We start from the raw sequence: 14,580 nt of genomic DNA, 5'->3' as shown, positions 1-14,580 counted from the left end.
TATGAGCGCGCAACATCACGCGCCGCGGCTCGCCGTGTGGAAATTCGCCTCCTGCGACGGCTGCCAGCTCAGCCTGCTCGATTGCGAGGACGAGCTGCTCGCCGTGGCGCAGGCGCTGGACATCGCCTATTTTCCCGAGGCGACGCGCGCGCCGATCCGCGGCAATTATGATCTCTCGCTCGTCGAAGGCTCCATCACCACGCCGCATGACGCGGAGCGCATCCAGGATGTGCGGCGACGCTCGCGCGCGCTCGTCACCATCGGCGCCTGCGCGACAGCGGGCGGCATACAGGGCTTACGCAATTTCGCCGATGTGCGCGACTATGCGTCCATCGTCTATGCGCGGCCGGATTATATCCATACGCTCGCGACGTCGACGCCGATCGCCGATCATGTGAAGGTCGATTTCGAGCTGCGCGGCTGTCCGATCGACAAGGGCCAGCTGATCGAGGTGATCTCGAGCTTTCTGGCCGGCCGCAAGCCAGCGACGCCGTCGCATAGCGTCTGCCTGCAATGCAAGCTGAAGGGCAATGTCTGTGTGATGGTGGCGCATGGGACGCCGTGCCTCGGGCCCGTCACTCATGCGGGCTGCGGCGCGCTGTGTCCGTCTTACGATCGCGGCTGCTATGGCTGTTTCGGTCCGATGGAGACGCCCAATGCGCCCTCGCTGAGCGCGCGGCTCTCGGCGCTCGGCATGGATGAGGAGGCTTTGCGCCGCGTCTATCGCACGTTCAACGCCGATGCCGATGCCTTCCGCAAAGAGAGCGAGCGCCATGACGACTAGAACCATTTCGGTCGGCGCGCTGGCGCGGGTGGAGGGCGAAGGCGGGCTCGAGATCGTCGTGCGCGATGGCGTGGTGAAGAGCGCTGCGCTGAACATCTTCGAGCCGCCGCGCTTTTTCGAGGCGCTGATCCGCGGGCGCGCCTTCACCGAGGCGCCCGACATAGCCGCGCGCATTTGCGGCATTTGTCCCGTCGCCTATCAGATGAGCGCGGTCCATGCGATGGAGGATGCGCTCGGCGTCCGCGTGACCGGGCCGCTGCGCGATCTGCGGCGCTTGCTCTATTGTGGCGAATGGATCGAGAGCCACATGCTGCACGTGCACATGCTGCATATGCCGGATTTTCTCGGCTATGCCGGCGGCGTCGAGATGGCGCGCGATCATGGCGATGTCGTGCGGCGCGGCCTTGCGATCAAAAAGGCCGGCAACGAGATCATGACGCTCGTCGGCGGGCGCGAGATTCATCCGATCAATGTGCGCGTCGGCGGCTTTTATCGCGCGCCGCGCAAGCGCGAGCTGCTCGCGCTGGTGGAGCGGCTGGAGCGGGCGCTGAGCGGAGCGCTCGAGGTCGTTCGCTTCGTCGCCGGATTCGATTTTCCAGATTGCGCGCGCGATTATGTCTTCGTGGCGCTGCGTCACGAGGGCGAATATCCGTTTAACGAGGGACGCATCGTCTCGAGCCGTGGGCTCGATATCGCCGCGCGCGAATTCGACGCGCATTTCGAGGAATTCCACGTCGAGCGCTCAACCGCGCTGCATGCGCGCATGCGCCATGGCGGTGGGGCCTATCTCACCGGCCCGCTCGCGCGCTATGCGCTGAATTTCGCGTCTCTGTCGCCGCTCGCGCAAGAGGCCGCGCGCGAAGCGGGCCTCGGGCCCGTCTGCTCCAACCCTTTTCGCAGCATCATCGTGCGCGCGGTCGAGACCGTCTATGCGCTGGACGAGGCGCTGCGCATCATTGCGCGCTATGAGGAGCCCGACGCGCCCTGCATCGCGATCGCGCCGCGCGCCGGCGTCGGTCATGCGGCGACAGAGGCGCCGCGCGGCATGCTCTATCATCGCTATCGCCTCGAGGCGGACGGAACGATCGCCGAGGCCGTCATCACGCCGCCGACCTCGCAAAATCAGGGGATGATCGAGGAGGATTTGAAGAGCCTCGTCGGCCGCTTCCTCGATCTGCCGGAGGAGGATTTGCGTTACCGCTGCGAGCAGACGGTGCGCAATCATGACCCGTGCATCTCCTGCTCGACGCATTTCCTGCGGCTCGTCATCGACCGGGGCTGAGATGGAGCGTCGCATCGTCCTCTGCATCGGCAATCCCGATCGCGGCGACGACGCCATCGGCCGCCGTGTAGCCGCGCTGCTGCAGGGCGCTACAGCAACGTTCGAGCTCGTCGAATGCGGCGGCGAGGCGACGCTCGTCCTCGACGCGCTGGAAGGGGCGTTCGTGGCGATCATCGTCGACGCCGCTCTCTCCGGCGCGCCGCCGGGGACGGTGCGACGCTTCGATCTCCGCGACGCGTGGCCGCCGCTGGCCGGCGATTTCGGCTGGTCGAGCCATGGCTTCGGTCCCGCCGAGGCGATCGGCCTCGCGCGGGCGCTCGGAGATCTTCCGCCGGTTTGCGTTCTGTTCGCGATCGAGGGGGAGAGCTTTGCGCCGGGCGCGCCTTTGTCGGCCGGAGCAGAGGCGGGCGCGGCGGAGGCGACACGGCTGATCCTGGCCGAATTCGCGCTCGATCGGTAATTCGGGGGCGGACGCTTTCCACCGACGGAAAAACACGCGCGACCTTGCCCAGGCGACGGAAAAACCCTATAGGATTAGCAATCTTCAGGCGGTTCGCGGGCGTAGTTCAGTGGCAGAACGACAGCTTCCCAAGCTGTATGTCGTGGGTTCGATTCCCATCGCCCGCTCCATTTCGCGCAGTTCGTTTCAACAGCGCTTGCTTTTTGGCCGCCTCGCTCGAATAGGTCGCGTGTTTTCGCGGGGGAGACGGTCGGAAAGTTTCATCCGGATCGTGTGACCATGGCGGATTGTCTCCCGACGTTGCTGCTGATGCATTCCTGCGTGTTTGCGGTTCTCGGCGCCTTTCTCTTTCTCGTCTGGCGCGATGATCCGGAGGCCGTCGAATATCGCTGGTGGTGCGTGGCCCAGTTCGCGATCAGCGCAGGCGTCGCTCTGCTGTCGTTTCGCGAGTCCTACCCTCTTCTGGCGATCGGACTCGGCAATGCGCTCACCCTTTGGGGCAGTGGGCTCGTCTGGGGCGGGGCGCGCGTGTTCAGCGGCCAGCCCGTGGATATGCGACTGGCGCTCGCGGGCGGCGCGTTCTGGCTTCTGTTCTTTTCCTTGAGCGTCGATTCGGTCCGCATCGTCGATCGCTGCGCGATTTCGGCGGTCTACGCCTTCTTGCTCGCCGACGAATTCGCCTCGTTACGCCGGCAACGGTCCTGGACCCAGCAGGCGACGATCGCGCTCACCGCCGCGCATGCCTGTTTCGGAGCCGTCGTCGCCGCTCTCGTGGTGCTGTCGATGGCGCGCGGCGATGCGTTCGATCCGCGGCCCTTCGTCGCCGCGGTCTCGCTGGAGGGTATGAGCTACGCTCTCCTGCTCGGCTTCGCTTTGCTGGCGGTGACGAAGGAGAGCGCCGTCGCGCATCAGAAGTTCATGGCGGCGACCGACCCTTTGACCGGACTTTCCAACCGGCGCAGCTTCGATCACAACGCCGATGTCGTGATCCGCAATTCGCGCGACCAAGGCGATTCCGCTCTGCTCATCTTCGATCTGGATCGGCTGAAGGCGATCAACGACGGCTTCGGCCATTCGATGGGCGACCGCGCCTTGACGACCTTCGGCGAGGTGGCGGCCAAGAGCATTCGCAACGAGGATTTTCTGGCGCGCATCGGCGGCGACGAATTCGCGCTTCTGCTGACGCGCGTCGACCGCGCGCGGGCGGAGGCGGTGGCCGAGCGCATTCGTTCCGCCTATGGCTCCGCCGCGGCGGCGCTCGGCGACGGCCTCGCCTCCGTCAGCGTCGGCATTGCGCTCTCCGGACATGAGACGCCCGATCTCTCCGCGCTGAAAGAGGCCGCCGACAAGGCGCTCTATGTCGCCAAATCCGGCGGCCGCAATCAGGTCTTCGTCGCCCAGCGATAATCGTCTCGAGCGTCGGGCCGTTCCGCGCTTCGCGCGATCGAATTTCGCTGCGAACGAAAAGTCAGATCAGCCCGCCTATGCGCTCGATGAAGCCGGCGATCGCGTCGAGCCCGATATTCTCCTTCAGATTGGCGAAGACGAAGGGCCGTTCGCCGCGCATGCGGCGGGCGTCGCGATCCATCACCTCGAGCGAGGCGCCGACGAGCGGCGCGAGATCGATCTTGTTGATGATGAGTAGATCGGAGCGCGTGATGCCGGGGCCGCCCTTGCGCGGAATCTTGTCGCCGGCCGAGACGTCGATGACATAGAGCGTCAAGTCGGCGAGCTCGGGGCTGAAAGTGGCGGCGAGATTGTCGCCGCCGCTCTCGATGAGGATGAGATCGAGATCGGGGAATCTGCGGTTCATCTCGGCGACTGCCGCGAGATTGGCCGAGGCGTCCTCGCGGATCGCCGTATGCGGGCAGCCGCCCGTCTCGACGCCGACGATGCGCTCGGGCGCGAGGGCGCCGGAACGCGCGAGAAATTCCGCGTCCTCTTTCGTGTAGATGTCGTTGGTGATGGCGGCGAGGCGATATTTGTCGCGCAGCGCTTTGCAGAGCCGGTCCATCAGCGCCGTCTTGCCGGAGCCGACCGGGCCGCCGACGCCGACACGCAGCGGACCATGGGGAGAGCGCGTCATGAGCGGAACAGCCTCGTATATTGGGTTTCATGACGCATGGACGCGAGGTCTATGCGCAGGGCGGAGGTGGAGAGCGCGTCGAGCGGCGTGTCTCGCGCGGCGCGCGCGGCGTTCGTCACCACGGGAGCGAGGGCGGCGAGCGCCAGCAGCCCATCGGTCTGGCCGAGCGGGATGAGCCGCACGCCGGCGGAGACCAGATTGGCGGCGAAGGCCTGTGCAAAGGCCAGGAGCGCGGCCTCGAGCGGCGCATTCACCGTCGCCGCGCCGACCGCGACGGGAAAAGCGATCTCGCCGCCGCGCCGCTCGGCGAGCGCGTCGAGCGGCGTCCCGGGAAAAGCGGCGCATGTGGCGCGCGCGAATGCCGCGCCCTGATGGCGCGCTTCGAGCGCCGTTTCCGCGCTGCCGCGCCAGGCGGCGGAAAGATCGGCGATCGCGTCCAGCGTATCGGCGTCGCCGTCACGCGCGGCGCGCCAAGCGGCCGCCAGAAAGACGAGATCGCACCAGCCGCCGCCGTCTTCGAGCGCGGTGCGGACATAGGATTCGAGATCGCCACGGCAGCGGACGTCGCCCGTCTCGACCGCCCATTCGAGCCCGTGGCTGAAGGCGAAGCCGCCCACCGGATAGGCCGGCGACATCCATGTCAGCAGCGGCAGCAGCCAGTCGCGCGGCTCATCCATGTTCATGCTCGTGGCGACGCTTATGCTCGTGATGATGATCGTGCTCGTGATGATGATCATCGTGACGATGCGAGGCATGGCCGCCATAGGCGCCGCTCTCCGGATCGAAGGGCGAGTCGCGCCGCGTGACGATCCCGCCCAGCCCCTCGACCATATCGGCGATGACAGCGTCCGCGCGAATGACGAGTCGATCGGCGAAAATTTGAATGGCGAGATGCCGATTGCCGAGATGATAGGCGAGGCGCGCCAACCCGGCCGTTCCCGCCCCGATTTCCAGAACCGGTTCCGGCTTGGCGACGACGCGGATCACCGAGCCGTCCTCGAGCGCGAGCCCGTCGCCTTCGCCGAGTCGCGCGGCTTCGGCGAGATCGAGCAGAAAGGGCTCACCCTGATCGCTGGTCAGGCTGCGGCGCCGGCGATGGCGCTCGTCCCAATCGAGCGTCGCGGTTCCGCGCTCTCGGTCTTTGTCCCAGCCCCCCGCAGGAAGAACATGCGCCGCACGCATCTTTGTCTCCTCAGAACAGGAAATAGCGTTGCGCCATCGGCAGGACCGTCGCTGGTTCACAAGTCAGGAGCTCGCCGTCGGCGCGCACTTCGTAAGTTTGCGCATCGACCTCTATCTTCGGCGTCGCGTCATTGAGGATCATGCTGCGCTTGGAGATTTGTCCGCGTGTGTTGGTCACGACATGCAGCGGCCGCTCGAGCCCATATTTCTGTGCGACGGACGCCTCGCGCGCAGCGCGGCTGACGAAGGTCACGCTGCTCTGCGTGAGGCTGCGGCCGAAGCCCGCGAACATAGGCCGATAATGCACCGGTTGCGGAGTCGGGATGGAAGCATTGGGATCGCCCATCGCCGCCATCGCAATGCTGCCGCCCTTCAATATGAGATCCGGCTTCACGCCGAAAAAGGCCGGCGACCACAGCACGAGATCGGCGAGCTTGCCCGGCTCGATCGAGCCGACGAGATCGGCGATCCCATGCGCGATGGCGGGATTGATCGTATATTTCGCCACATAGCGGCGGGCGCGGAAATTATCGTTGCCGACGCCGTCGCCTGCGAGCTTGCCGCGCTGGCGGCGCATCTTATCTGCCGTCTGCCAGCAGCGAATGATCACCTCGCCGACGCGGCCCATCGCCTGGCTGTCGGAAGAATACATCGACAGCGCGCCGAGATCGTGGAGAATATCCTCCGCCGCGATCGTCTCCTTGCGAATGCGGCTCTCGGCGAAGGCGATGTCCTCGGGAATCTTCGGATCGAGATGATGGCAGACGAGCAGCATGTCGAGATGCTCGTCGAGCGTGTTGATCGTGTACGGGCGCGTCGGATTGGTGGAGGAGGGGAGCACATTGGGCTCGCCCGCAACTTTGATGATATCCGGCGCATGGCCGCCGCCGGCGCCCTCCGTGTGGAAGGCGTGAATGGTGCGGCCCTTGAAGGCGGCGATCGTCGCCTCGACGAAGCCGCTCTCGTTCAGCGTGTCGCTGTGCAGCGTGACCTGCACGTCGTAGTCGTCGGCGACGGTCAGCGCGCAATCGATCGCCGCCGGGCTCGAGCCCCAATCCTCATGCAGCTTGAGGCCGATGGCGCCGGCCTCGATCATCTCGACGAGCGCGCGCGGCTGGCTGGCGTTGCCCTTGCCGAAGAAGCCGAGATTGACCGGCAGCCCCTCGGCAGCCTGCAGCATGCGCTTCAAATGCCAGGGGCCGGGCGTGCAGGTCGTCGCCTTTGTCCCTTCGGCGGGGCCAGTGCCGCCGCCGAGCATCGTTGTGACGCCGCTCGCCAGCGCCTCCTCGCACTGCTGTGGGCAGATGAAATGAATATGCGTGTCTATGCCGCCCGCGGTGACGATGCGGCCCTCGCCGGCGATGATTTCCGTGCCGGGCCCGATGATGATGTCGACGCCGGGCTGCACATCGGGATTGCCCGCCTTGCCGATGCGCGCGACGCGGCCATTGACGATGCCGATATCGGCTTTGACGATGCCCCAATGATCGAGGATCACGGCGTTGGTGATGACGGTGTCGACCGCGCCTTCCGCATTAGAGCGCTGGCTCTGCCCCATGCCGTCGCGGATGACCTTGCCGCCGCCGAATTTCACCTCCTCGCCATAGATGGTGCAGTCGCGCTCGATCTCGATCAAGAGCTCCGTATCGGCGAGGCGAATGCGGTCGCCCGTCGTCGGGCCGAACATTCCGGCATAGGCGCGCCGGGAAATCTTATTCGCCATCTCGCGCCTCCAGAGGTCCCATCACCGCGCCATTGAATCCATAGACCGCGCGCTCGCCGGCGTAAGGTACGAGCGTGACGATGCGCGTCTGTCCCGGCTCGAAGCGCACGGCCGAGCCGGCCGGAATGTCGAGCCGCATGCCGCGCGCCTTGGCGCGATCGAATTGCAGCGCGTTATTGGTCTCGCCGAAATGATAATGCGAGCCGACTTGGATCGGCCGATCGCCTGTGTTGGCGACCGCGAGCGAAATGGTGGCGCGCTCTTCGTTGAGGGTGATCTCGCCATCGGCGGGAATGATCTCGCCCGGTATCATCGGATCGGCTCGTGAACGGTGACGAGCTTCACGCCATCCGGGAAGGTCGCCTCGACCTGCACGGCCTCGATCATCTCGGCCACTCCCTCCATCACCTGCTCGCGCGTCAGCACGCTCGCGCCTCGAGTGCGCAGCTCCGCCACCGAACGTCCGTCGCGCGCGCCTTCGACGACGAAATCGGTGATGAGCGCGACCGCCTCCGGATAGTTGAGCTTGGCGCCGCGCTCGAGGCGCCGGCGCGCCACCATCGCCGCCATGGCGACGAGCAGCTTGTCCTTTTCGCGCGGCGTCAGATGCATTCCGCCTTCTCCCTTCTCGAGCGAGCCTGATGGCTCGCGGTCCTTTGGCGCGCTCGGTCCGCGAGCCTTCAGGCTCGCCCCGGCGCATCTTCTTTAGTTGAGCCACAGACGCGGCGCGGCGCCGCGCCCGCCGGTCGCCTCGGGTCGCAACGCCGCCAGCGTCTCGATCACCGCGCCGCGCAACCGCGCCGCGTCGCTATCGAGAAAACGCAGCAGCAGAACGCCATTGACGAGCGTCGCCGCGCCTCGCGCGAGGTCGCGTGCGCGCGGCAGAAGCGTCGAAGCATGCGGCCCGGCGACGACGATGGTCGCATAGCCGGCGGCGTCGCCGAGGCCGAAGCGCCCGGCGCGTTGCGCGGCCATGTCGCCCGCGAGGCCGATGGCGTCGGCCCACGCCGGCTTACCGTCGATGCGCAGCATCCAGGCGTCGCGCAACGCGCCGCTGTTCAAAAATTCGCCGCTCGCGCGCCGGCCGAACACTATCGTCTCGACGCCGAGGAAGCGCGCATTCGGCGAAAGATCAATCTCGAGGCGCCGACGTAGGCGCGCGCCATCGAAGAGGATCGTCTCCTGCGGCAGCCATTCGAGCCGCGCGCCTTCTCCGCAGCGAAGATGCGCGACGATCTCGGCGTCCGCGCCGCTGGAGCGATAGATTTTCTCGGCCGCCGGCGTGGTGATCGTCAACGCGGCGCCGGCCTCGACCTCTATGTCCAGCGCATAGCGATCGCCGCCGACGACGCCGCCGCCAGTGTTGACGATCGCCGCCTCGGGCGCCTCATGAGGCTCGACGGCGGGAAACAGCGCCCTCAGCGGCGCCTCCTGCGCCAAATGTCGCAACCGGCTCGCTCCCTGAACTTGCGCATAGCGCAATTCGACGCGGCCCCTCGCACGTTGAGGACCGTTCACAACGCCACGAAATCCCTGATATTGTCCTTGTCCATATCGGCTCCGAGGCCTTGTCTGACGATCTGCCCGCGCGACATGACCATGTAATGATCCGCCAGCTCGCGGCCGAAGTCATAATATTGCTCGACGAGCAGAATGGCGAGATCGCCGCGTTTGCTCAAGCCCTTTATCACCTCGCCGATGAGCTTGATGATGGAGGGCTGGATGCCTTCCGTCGGCTCGTCCAGAATGATGAGCTTAGGATCGGCGACGAGCGCGCGGGCGATGGCGAGCTGTTGCTGCTGGCCGCCGGAGAGATCGCCGCCGCGCCGCCGCAGCATCTCCTTCAGCACCGGGAACATCTCATAGATTTCGCTCGGCACGGTGGAGGCCTTGCGCGCGGGCTTCACCGCCATGCCCATCAGCAGATTTTCCTCTACTGTGAGGCGGGAAAAAATCTCGCGGCCCTGCGGCACATAGGCGACGCCGCGCGCTGCGCGCTGATTGGACGAGAGCTTGGAGATATCCTCGCCATTGAAGCTTATGGCGCCGCTGCGGATCGGCGTGACGCCCATAATGCTGCGCAGCAGCGTCGTCTTGCCGACGCCATTGCGCCCGAGCAGCACGGTGCAGGCGCCTTTGGGCGCGGTGAAGGAGACATCGCGCAATATATGGCTGCTGCCGTAATATTGATGGAGGCCGCTGATTTCGAGCATGGTCCTAGCGCCCCAGATAGACTTCGATGACGCGCTCGTCGCTCTGCACATCGCTGAGCGGACCTTCGGCCAGCACGGCGCCTTCGTGTAGCACCGTCACCTTGCGCGCTATGGCGCCGACGAACTCCATATCGTGCTCCACCACCATGATCGAATGCTTTCCCGCGAGCGACAGCAGCAGCTCGGCGGTGCGCTTCGTCTCGTGATCGGTCATGCCGGCGACCGGCTCGTCCAGCAGCAGCAGCAGCGGACGCTGCGCCAGCAGCATGCCGATCTCGAGCCATTGCTTTTGCCCATGCGAGAGCAGGCCGGCGCGCTCCTTGGCCTTGTCGGCCAGCTCCACCGTCTCCAGCAATTCACTGATGCGGTCGATCTGCTCGCCGGTGAGGCGGCGAAACAGCGAGGCGCGCACGCTCTTGTCCGCCTTTATCGCGAGTTCGAGATTCTCGAACACGGTCAGATGCTCGAACACGGTCGGCTTTTGGAATTTACGCCCTATGCCGGCGGCGGCGATCTGCGGCTCGTTCATTTTGGTGAGATCGAGCGAGCGGCCGAAATAGACGGTTCCCACATCCGGCCGCGTCTTGCCGGTGATGACGTCCATCATCGTCGTCTTGCCGGCGCCATTGGGGCCGATGATGCAGCGAAGCTCGCCCGTGTCGATCGACAGAGAGAGGCCGCGCAGCGCGCGGAAGCCGTCGAAAGTCACCTGCACATCGTCGAGATAGAGCGCGACTCCGCTCGACATATCCGCCTCGCCGATCATCGCGCGCGCTCCTTGCGGACGGAAGCCAGCGTGTCGAGGAGGCCGATGACGCCCTTGGGCAGCAGCAGAGTGACGAGCACGAAGAGGAGCCCTAAGAAGAACAGCCAATATTCGGGAATGGCGGCGGTGAAGAAGCTCTTCGCGCCATTGACGAGAAAGGCGCCGATCAGCGGACCGATCAGCGTGCCGCGCCCGCCGACCGCCGCCCATATGGCGATCTCGATCGAGGCGGCCGGCGACATCTCGCTCGGATTGATGATGCCGACCTGCGGCACATAGAGCGCGCCGGCGAGCCCGCAGATCGCCGCCGAGAAGGTCCAGATCGCGAGCTTGTAGGCGAGCGTGTCATAGCCGCAGAACATCACCCGGCTCTCCGCCTCGCGTATGGCGGTGAGCACGCGGCCGAATTTGCTGGTGACGAGAAAGCGCGAGACGAGCAAGAGAGCGAGAAGGCAGGCGCCGGTCAGCGTGAAGAGGATCATGCGCGTTGTCGGCGTCGCCAGCGGATAGTCCAATATTCGCTTGAAATCGGTGAAGCCATTATTGCCGCCGAAGCCGGTCTCGTTGCGGAAGAACAGCAGCATCATCGCATAGGTGAGCGCCTGGGTGATGATGGAGAAATAGACGCCCTTTATGCGCGAGCGAAAGGCGAAATAGCCGAACGCCAAGGCGAGAGCCGCAGGCGCGAGAATGGCGAGCGCGGCGGAATAAGCGAAATGGTCGGTGAAGCTCCAGAACCAGGGATAGGCTTTCCAGTCGAGGAAGACCATGAAATCCGGCAGATCGGAATGATAGCTGCCGTCCCGGCCGATCTGGCGCATCAGATACATTCCGAAGGCGTAGCCTCCGAGCGCGAAGAAAATGCCGTGGCCGAGGCTCAGGATTCCCGCATAGCCCCAGACGAGGTCCATGGCGAGCGCCAGCATGGCGTAGCAGAAGAATTTGCCGAGGAGCGCGACGGAGGCGTCGGAGAGATGAAGGAAGGAGCCCTCCGGCGTGACGAGATTGGCGAGCGGCGCGGCGACGAATATGGCGAGCGCCGCGGCGTAAAATGCGATCCAGCCGCGTAGGCCGAAGAGCCGTGTGGCCAGCGATGGGGCGGGGGGGATGTAGAGCATCGTTCGAAACTCAATCGGCCTGTCGGCCGCCGAGCGCGAACAGGCCCTGCGGACGCTTCTGAATGAAGACGACGATGAAGATCAGAAGTGTGATCTCCGCGAGAACGGCGCCGGACATGTTTTCGAGAATCTTTCCGGCGACGCCCAAGCCGAGCGCGGCATAGACGGCGCCCGCGAGCTGGCCGACGCCGCCGAGCACCACCACCATGAAACTGTCGACGATATAATGCTGGCCGAGATCCGGCCCCACATTGCCGACCTGCGACAGCGCCACGCCGGCGAGCCCGGCGAGGCCGGAGCCGAGCGCGAAGGCCATGGTGTCGATGCGCGCGGAATCGACGCCGACGCAGCGCGCCATTCCGCGGTTCTGCGTCACCGCGCGCACGAAGAGCCCGAGGCGCGTGCGCGCGAGCAGGAAGGAGACGAGCAGCAGCACGCCGACCGAGAAGGCGATGATGACGATGCGGTTGTAGGGGAGCTCGAGATTGTCGGTGACGAAGACGCGGCCGGACATCCAGGCGGGATTTTCGACCTGCACATTCTGCGCGCCGAACAGGCTGCGCACCGCTTGCATCAATATGAGGCTGACGCCCCAGGTGGCGAGCAGCGTCTCCAGCGCGCGGCCATAGAGAAAACGGATCACCGTGCGCTCTATGGCGACGCCGACGAGAGCGGCGACGAGAAAGGCGACCGGCGCGGCGGCGGCGAGATACCATTGGAAATAATCGGGAAGATGCGCGCGGAAAAGATTTTGCACGACATAGGTCGCATAGGCGCCGATCATCATCATCTCGCCATGCGCCATATTGATGACGCCCATCAGCCCGTAAGTGATGGCGAGGCCGAGCGCGGCGAGCAGCAATATGCTGCCGAGGCTCAGCCCCGAGAAGACGACGCCGAGATTCTCGCCGACCGCGAGGCTCGATTCCACATTGCGCAGCGAGCGCGTCAGCGCCACGCGCACCTCGCCGTCCTCCTCCTTGGCGAGGCGCGTCTTCAGCGCCTCGCGCACGCGGCCGGAAATCGTAGTGCGCAGGGCCTGCGCGGCGGAAAGGCGCAGCGTGCGATCCGCGCTCTGTAATTCGCCGAGCGCGCGCATCTGGCGCAGCGTGTCGCGTACGCCGGCGTCGCGCTCTTTTTGTTCGGCCTTGGCCAGCAGCGAGAGGCGGGCCTCGTCGAATTCGGCGTTCTGGAGCCGTTTCACCGCCTCCTGGCGAAGGGCGCGATCGGGCGAAGCCAGCTCGAGCAGAGCAATGGTCTCCTCGATCGTGAGGCGCAGGCTGTTGCTCGTCGATACGTCCTCGGGGTCGGCGGGAAGCTCGGCGGGTGTGCGGTCGAGCGCATCGACGATCGTGTCGCCGTCGACGATCAGCGCCTTGTCGTTGGCAAGCTTCACGCGATCGGCGAGCAGATCGCGGAGAAATGGGATGGCGGAAAGATCGCCGCGCGCGGCGGCGGCGTCGAGCGCACTGCGCTGCTCGTCCGGATCGCCGCCGGTCAATTGGGCGATTCCCCCGCGGTCGAGCGCCATGGCCGGCGCCGCGGACATCGCCAGCAGCATAAGGCCGGCGACCAGTCTGAGCATACGCAAATTTCAACGCTCCATTCGCCGCCGCATTCGGGCGGCCCGATCGTCGGGCCGCCCGTCTTTTTCGTCAATGCGTATCCGGCTCGTCCTTCTTCTTGTCATTGCCGGGAATGAAGGGGCTCCAGGGCTGCGCGCGCACCGGGCCCGGCGTCTTCCACACCACATTGAACTGGCCGTCCGCCTTCACCTCGCCGATGAACACAGGCTTGTGGAGATGGTGGTTCTTCGCATCCATCTCGGCGGTGAAGCCGGAGGGCGCCTCGAACTTCTGGCCGCCGACGGCGGCGATCACCTTGTCGACATCGGTCGTCTTGGCCTTCTCGACGGCCTGCTTCCAAATATTGACGCCGATATAGGTGGCCTCCATCGGATCATTGGTGAGCGGCTTGTCGGCGTTGGCGATTCCATGCGCCTTGGCGTAGGCGGCCCATTTCTTCTTGAACTCCGTATTGGCGGGGTTCTTCAGCGACATGAAATAATTCCACGCCGCCAGATGGCCGACCAGCGGCTTCGCATCGACGCCGCGCAGCTCCTCCTCGCCGACCGAGAAGGCGACGACCGGAACTTCCGTCGCCTTGAGCCCGGCATTGCCGAGTTCCTTGTAGAAGGGCACGTTGGAGTCGCCATTGATCGTGGAGACGACGGCCGTCTTGCCGCCCGAGGCGAATTTCTTGATATTGGCGACGATCGTCTGATAGTCGCTGTGACCGAAGGGCGTGTATTCCTCCATAATGTCGGCGTCGGTGACGCCCTTCGAATGGAGAAAGGCGCGCAGGATCTTATTGGTCGTGCGCGGATAGACGTAGTCGGTGCCGAGCAGCACGAAGCGCTTGGCGCCGCCGCCGGCCTTGCTCATCAGATATTCGACCGCGGGAATGGCCTGCTGGTTCGGCGCCGCGCCCGTGTAGAAGACGTTCTTCTCGAGCTCCTCGCCCTCATATTGCACCGGATAGAACAGAAGCCCATTCAGCTCCTTGAACACCGGCAGCACGGATTTGCGCGACACGGAGGTCCAGCAGCCGAAGACGACGGCGACCTTGTCGGCAGCGAGCAGCTGGCGCGCCTTTTCGGCGAAGAGCGGCCAGTTGGAGGCGGGATCGATGACGACGGGCTCGAGCTTGCGCCCGAGCACGCCGCCCTTGGCGTTGATCTCCTCGATCGCCATCAGCGCCGTGTCCTTGAGCACGGTTTCGCTGATGGCCATCGTACCGGAGAGAGAATGCAGAATGCCGACCTTGATCGGCCCCTTGTCATCCGCGCGCGCCGGAACGAGCGCGGTCGACGCGAGCAACGCGCCTGCGGCGAGCATGCCGAGGCTCTTCACCAGAACTCTACGTTTCATTCGTCTCTCTCCCAGGTCGGATAGGTCGCGCCGCGC

15 protein-coding genes, 1 tRNA gene and 1 pseudogene are annotated in these 14,580 nt (G+C 65.3%); 5 read left to right on the top strand and 12 right to left on the bottom strand.

Annotation, left to right across the window (positions count from 1 at the left end; translation table 11 throughout):
* Position 1: 1 nt before the first annotated feature.
* From AC6IY7_RS00385 to AC6IY7_RS00365, 5 genes are all read left to right on the top strand, one after another.
* Entirely contained in the window at positions 2–784 is a 783-nt protein-coding gene (locus AC6IY7_RS00385) for an NADH-quinone oxidoreductase subunit B family protein (RefSeq protein WP_497780998.1), read from the top strand.
* Complete coding sequence (locus AC6IY7_RS00380) at positions 774–2,066, top strand: Ni/Fe hydrogenase subunit alpha (RefSeq protein WP_497782752.1); 1,293 nt, start codon at positions 774–776, stop codon at positions 2,064–2,066. The genes AC6IY7_RS00385 and AC6IY7_RS00380 overlap by 11 nt, the downstream gene beginning before the upstream one ends.
* A gap of 1 nt (position 2,067) precedes the next feature.
* Complete coding sequence (locus AC6IY7_RS00375; protein WP_497780997.1) at positions 2,068–2,526, top strand: hydrogenase maturation protease; 459 nt, start codon at positions 2,068–2,070, stop codon at positions 2,524–2,526.
* Between the two features lie 95 nt (positions 2,527–2,621).
* Positions 2,622–2,696, top strand: a tRNA-Gly gene (locus tag AC6IY7_RS00370).
* 109 nt (positions 2,697–2,805) lie between these two features.
* Complete coding sequence (locus tag AC6IY7_RS00365; protein ID WP_497780996.1) at positions 2,806–3,933, top strand: GGDEF domain-containing protein; 1,128 nt, start codon at positions 2,806–2,808, stop codon at positions 3,931–3,933.
* 61 nt (positions 3,934–3,994) lie between these two features.
* Here AC6IY7_RS00365 and ureG read toward each other — a convergent pair whose 3' ends face one another.
* From ureG to urtA, 12 genes and pseudogenes are all read right to left on the bottom strand, one after another.
* A complete protein-coding gene (gene ureG / locus AC6IY7_RS00360) occupies positions 3,995–4,612 on the bottom strand; it encodes an urease accessory protein UreG (RefSeq protein WP_497780995.1) in 618 nt (205 codons plus the stop codon).
* Positions 4,609–5,376, bottom strand: coding sequence for an urease accessory protein UreF (locus AC6IY7_RS00355; RefSeq protein ID WP_497780994.1), 768 nt, complete (start codon positions 5,374–5,376; stop codon positions 4,609–4,611). The genes ureG and AC6IY7_RS00355 overlap by 4 nt, the downstream gene beginning before the upstream one ends.
* On the bottom strand, positions 5,282–5,794 hold the full coding sequence (locus AC6IY7_RS00350; protein WP_497780993.1) for an urease accessory protein UreE: 513 nt from the start codon (positions 5,792–5,794) through the stop codon (positions 5,282–5,284). Before AC6IY7_RS00350 ends, AC6IY7_RS00355 begins: the two co-directional genes overlap by 95 nt.
* A gap of 10 nt (positions 5,795–5,804) precedes the next feature.
* Positions 5,805–7,517 carry an urease subunit alpha gene (gene ureC, locus AC6IY7_RS00345; protein WP_497780992.1) on the bottom strand — a complete coding sequence of 571 codons (1,713 nt, stop codon included), beginning with the start codon at positions 7,515–7,517 and terminating at the stop codon, positions 5,805–5,807.
* Positions 7,507–7,830: an urease subunit beta gene (locus tag AC6IY7_RS00340; RefSeq protein WP_497780991.1), complete on the bottom strand. Its 324-nt coding sequence runs from the start codon at positions 7,828–7,830 to the stop codon at positions 7,507–7,509. The genes ureC and AC6IY7_RS00340 overlap by 11 nt, the downstream gene beginning before the upstream one ends.
* Entirely contained in the window at positions 7,827–8,129 is a 303-nt protein-coding gene (locus tag AC6IY7_RS00335) for an urease subunit gamma (RefSeq protein ID WP_497780990.1), read from the bottom strand. The genes AC6IY7_RS00340 and AC6IY7_RS00335 overlap by 4 nt, the downstream gene beginning before the upstream one ends.
* A 93-nt stretch (positions 8,130–8,222) precedes the next feature.
* The gene (locus AC6IY7_RS00330; protein ID WP_497780989.1) at positions 8,223–9,035 is read right to left on the bottom strand and encodes an urease accessory protein UreD; all 813 of its coding nucleotides are present in this window, start codon (positions 9,033–9,035) and stop codon (positions 8,223–8,225) included.
* Positions 9,032–9,730 carry an urea ABC transporter ATP-binding subunit UrtE gene (urtE, locus tag AC6IY7_RS00325; protein WP_497780988.1) on the bottom strand — a complete coding sequence of 233 codons (699 nt, stop codon included), beginning with the start codon at positions 9,728–9,730 and terminating at the stop codon, positions 9,032–9,034. Before urtE ends, AC6IY7_RS00330 begins: the two co-directional genes overlap by 4 nt.
* Before the next feature lie 4 nt (positions 9,731–9,734).
* Positions 9,735–10,496, bottom strand: coding sequence for an urea ABC transporter ATP-binding protein UrtD (gene urtD, locus AC6IY7_RS00320; protein ID WP_497780987.1), 762 nt, complete (start codon positions 10,494–10,496; stop codon positions 9,735–9,737).
* Entirely contained in the window at positions 10,493–11,614 is a 1,122-nt protein-coding gene (gene urtC / locus AC6IY7_RS00315) for an urea ABC transporter permease subunit UrtC (protein ID WP_497780986.1), read from the bottom strand. Before urtC ends, urtD begins: the two co-directional genes overlap by 4 nt.
* A gap of 10 nt (positions 11,615–11,624) precedes the next feature.
* Positions 11,625–13,199, bottom strand: coding sequence for an urea ABC transporter permease subunit UrtB (urtB, locus tag AC6IY7_RS00310; RefSeq protein WP_497782751.1), 1,575 nt, complete (start codon positions 13,197–13,199; stop codon positions 11,625–11,627).
* 14 nt (positions 13,200–13,213) lie between these two features.
* Positions 13,214–14,544, bottom strand: a pseudogene (urtA, locus tag AC6IY7_RS00305) (urea ABC transporter substrate-binding protein); the annotation flags it as partial.
* Positions 14,545–14,580: the final 36 nt, after the last annotated feature.

This window comes from Methylosinus sp. is20ea (assembly GCF_059718135.1).
Note: the sequence above shows the minus strand (reverse complement) of the source record. Positions and strands in the feature narration are given on the sequence as shown.

Coding starts and splice junctions, on each gene's coding strand:
- ureC (WP_497780992.1), bottom strand. CDS start 7,517: ATGGCGAATAAGATTTCCCGGCGCGCCTATGCCGGAATGTTCGGCCCG.
- AC6IY7_RS00355 (WP_497780994.1), bottom strand. CDS start 5,376: ATGGCGGCCATGCCTCGCATCGTCACGATGATCATCATCACGAGCACG.
- urtE (WP_497780988.1), bottom strand. CDS start 9,730: ATGCTCGAAATCAGCGGCCTCCATCAATATTACGGCAGCAGCCATATA.
- AC6IY7_RS00380 (WP_497782752.1), top strand. CDS start 774: ATGACGACTAGAACCATTTCGGTCGGCGCGCTGGCGCGGGTGGAGGGC.
- urtC (WP_497780986.1), bottom strand. CDS start 11,614: ATGCTCTACATCCCCCCCGCCCCATCGCTGGCCACACGGCTCTTCGGC.
- AC6IY7_RS00340 (WP_497780991.1), bottom strand. CDS start 7,830: ATGATACCGGGCGAGATCATTCCCGCCGATGGCGAGATCACCCTCAAC.
- AC6IY7_RS00335 (WP_497780990.1), bottom strand. CDS start 8,129: ATGCATCTGACGCCGCGCGAAAAGGACAAGCTGCTCGTCGCCATGGCG.
- AC6IY7_RS00365 (WP_497780996.1), top strand. CDS start 2,806: ATGGCGGATTGTCTCCCGACGTTGCTGCTGATGCATTCCTGCGTGTTT.
- AC6IY7_RS00385 (WP_497780998.1), top strand. CDS start 2: ATGAGCGCGCAACATCACGCGCCGCGGCTCGCCGTGTGGAAATTCGCC.
- urtB (WP_497782751.1), bottom strand. CDS start 13,199: ATGCTCAGACTGGTCGCCGGCCTTATGCTGCTGGCGATGTCCGCGGCG.
- AC6IY7_RS00375 (WP_497780997.1), top strand. CDS start 2,068: ATGGAGCGTCGCATCGTCCTCTGCATCGGCAATCCCGATCGCGGCGAC.
- ureG (WP_497780995.1), bottom strand. CDS start 4,612: ATGACGCGCTCTCCCCATGGTCCGCTGCGTGTCGGCGTCGGCGGCCCG.
- AC6IY7_RS00350 (WP_497780993.1), bottom strand. CDS start 5,794: ATGCGTGCGGCGCATGTTCTTCCTGCGGGGGGCTGGGACAAAGACCGA.
- urtD (WP_497780987.1), bottom strand. CDS start 10,496: ATGATCGGCGAGGCGGATATGTCGAGCGGAGTCGCGCTCTATCTCGAC.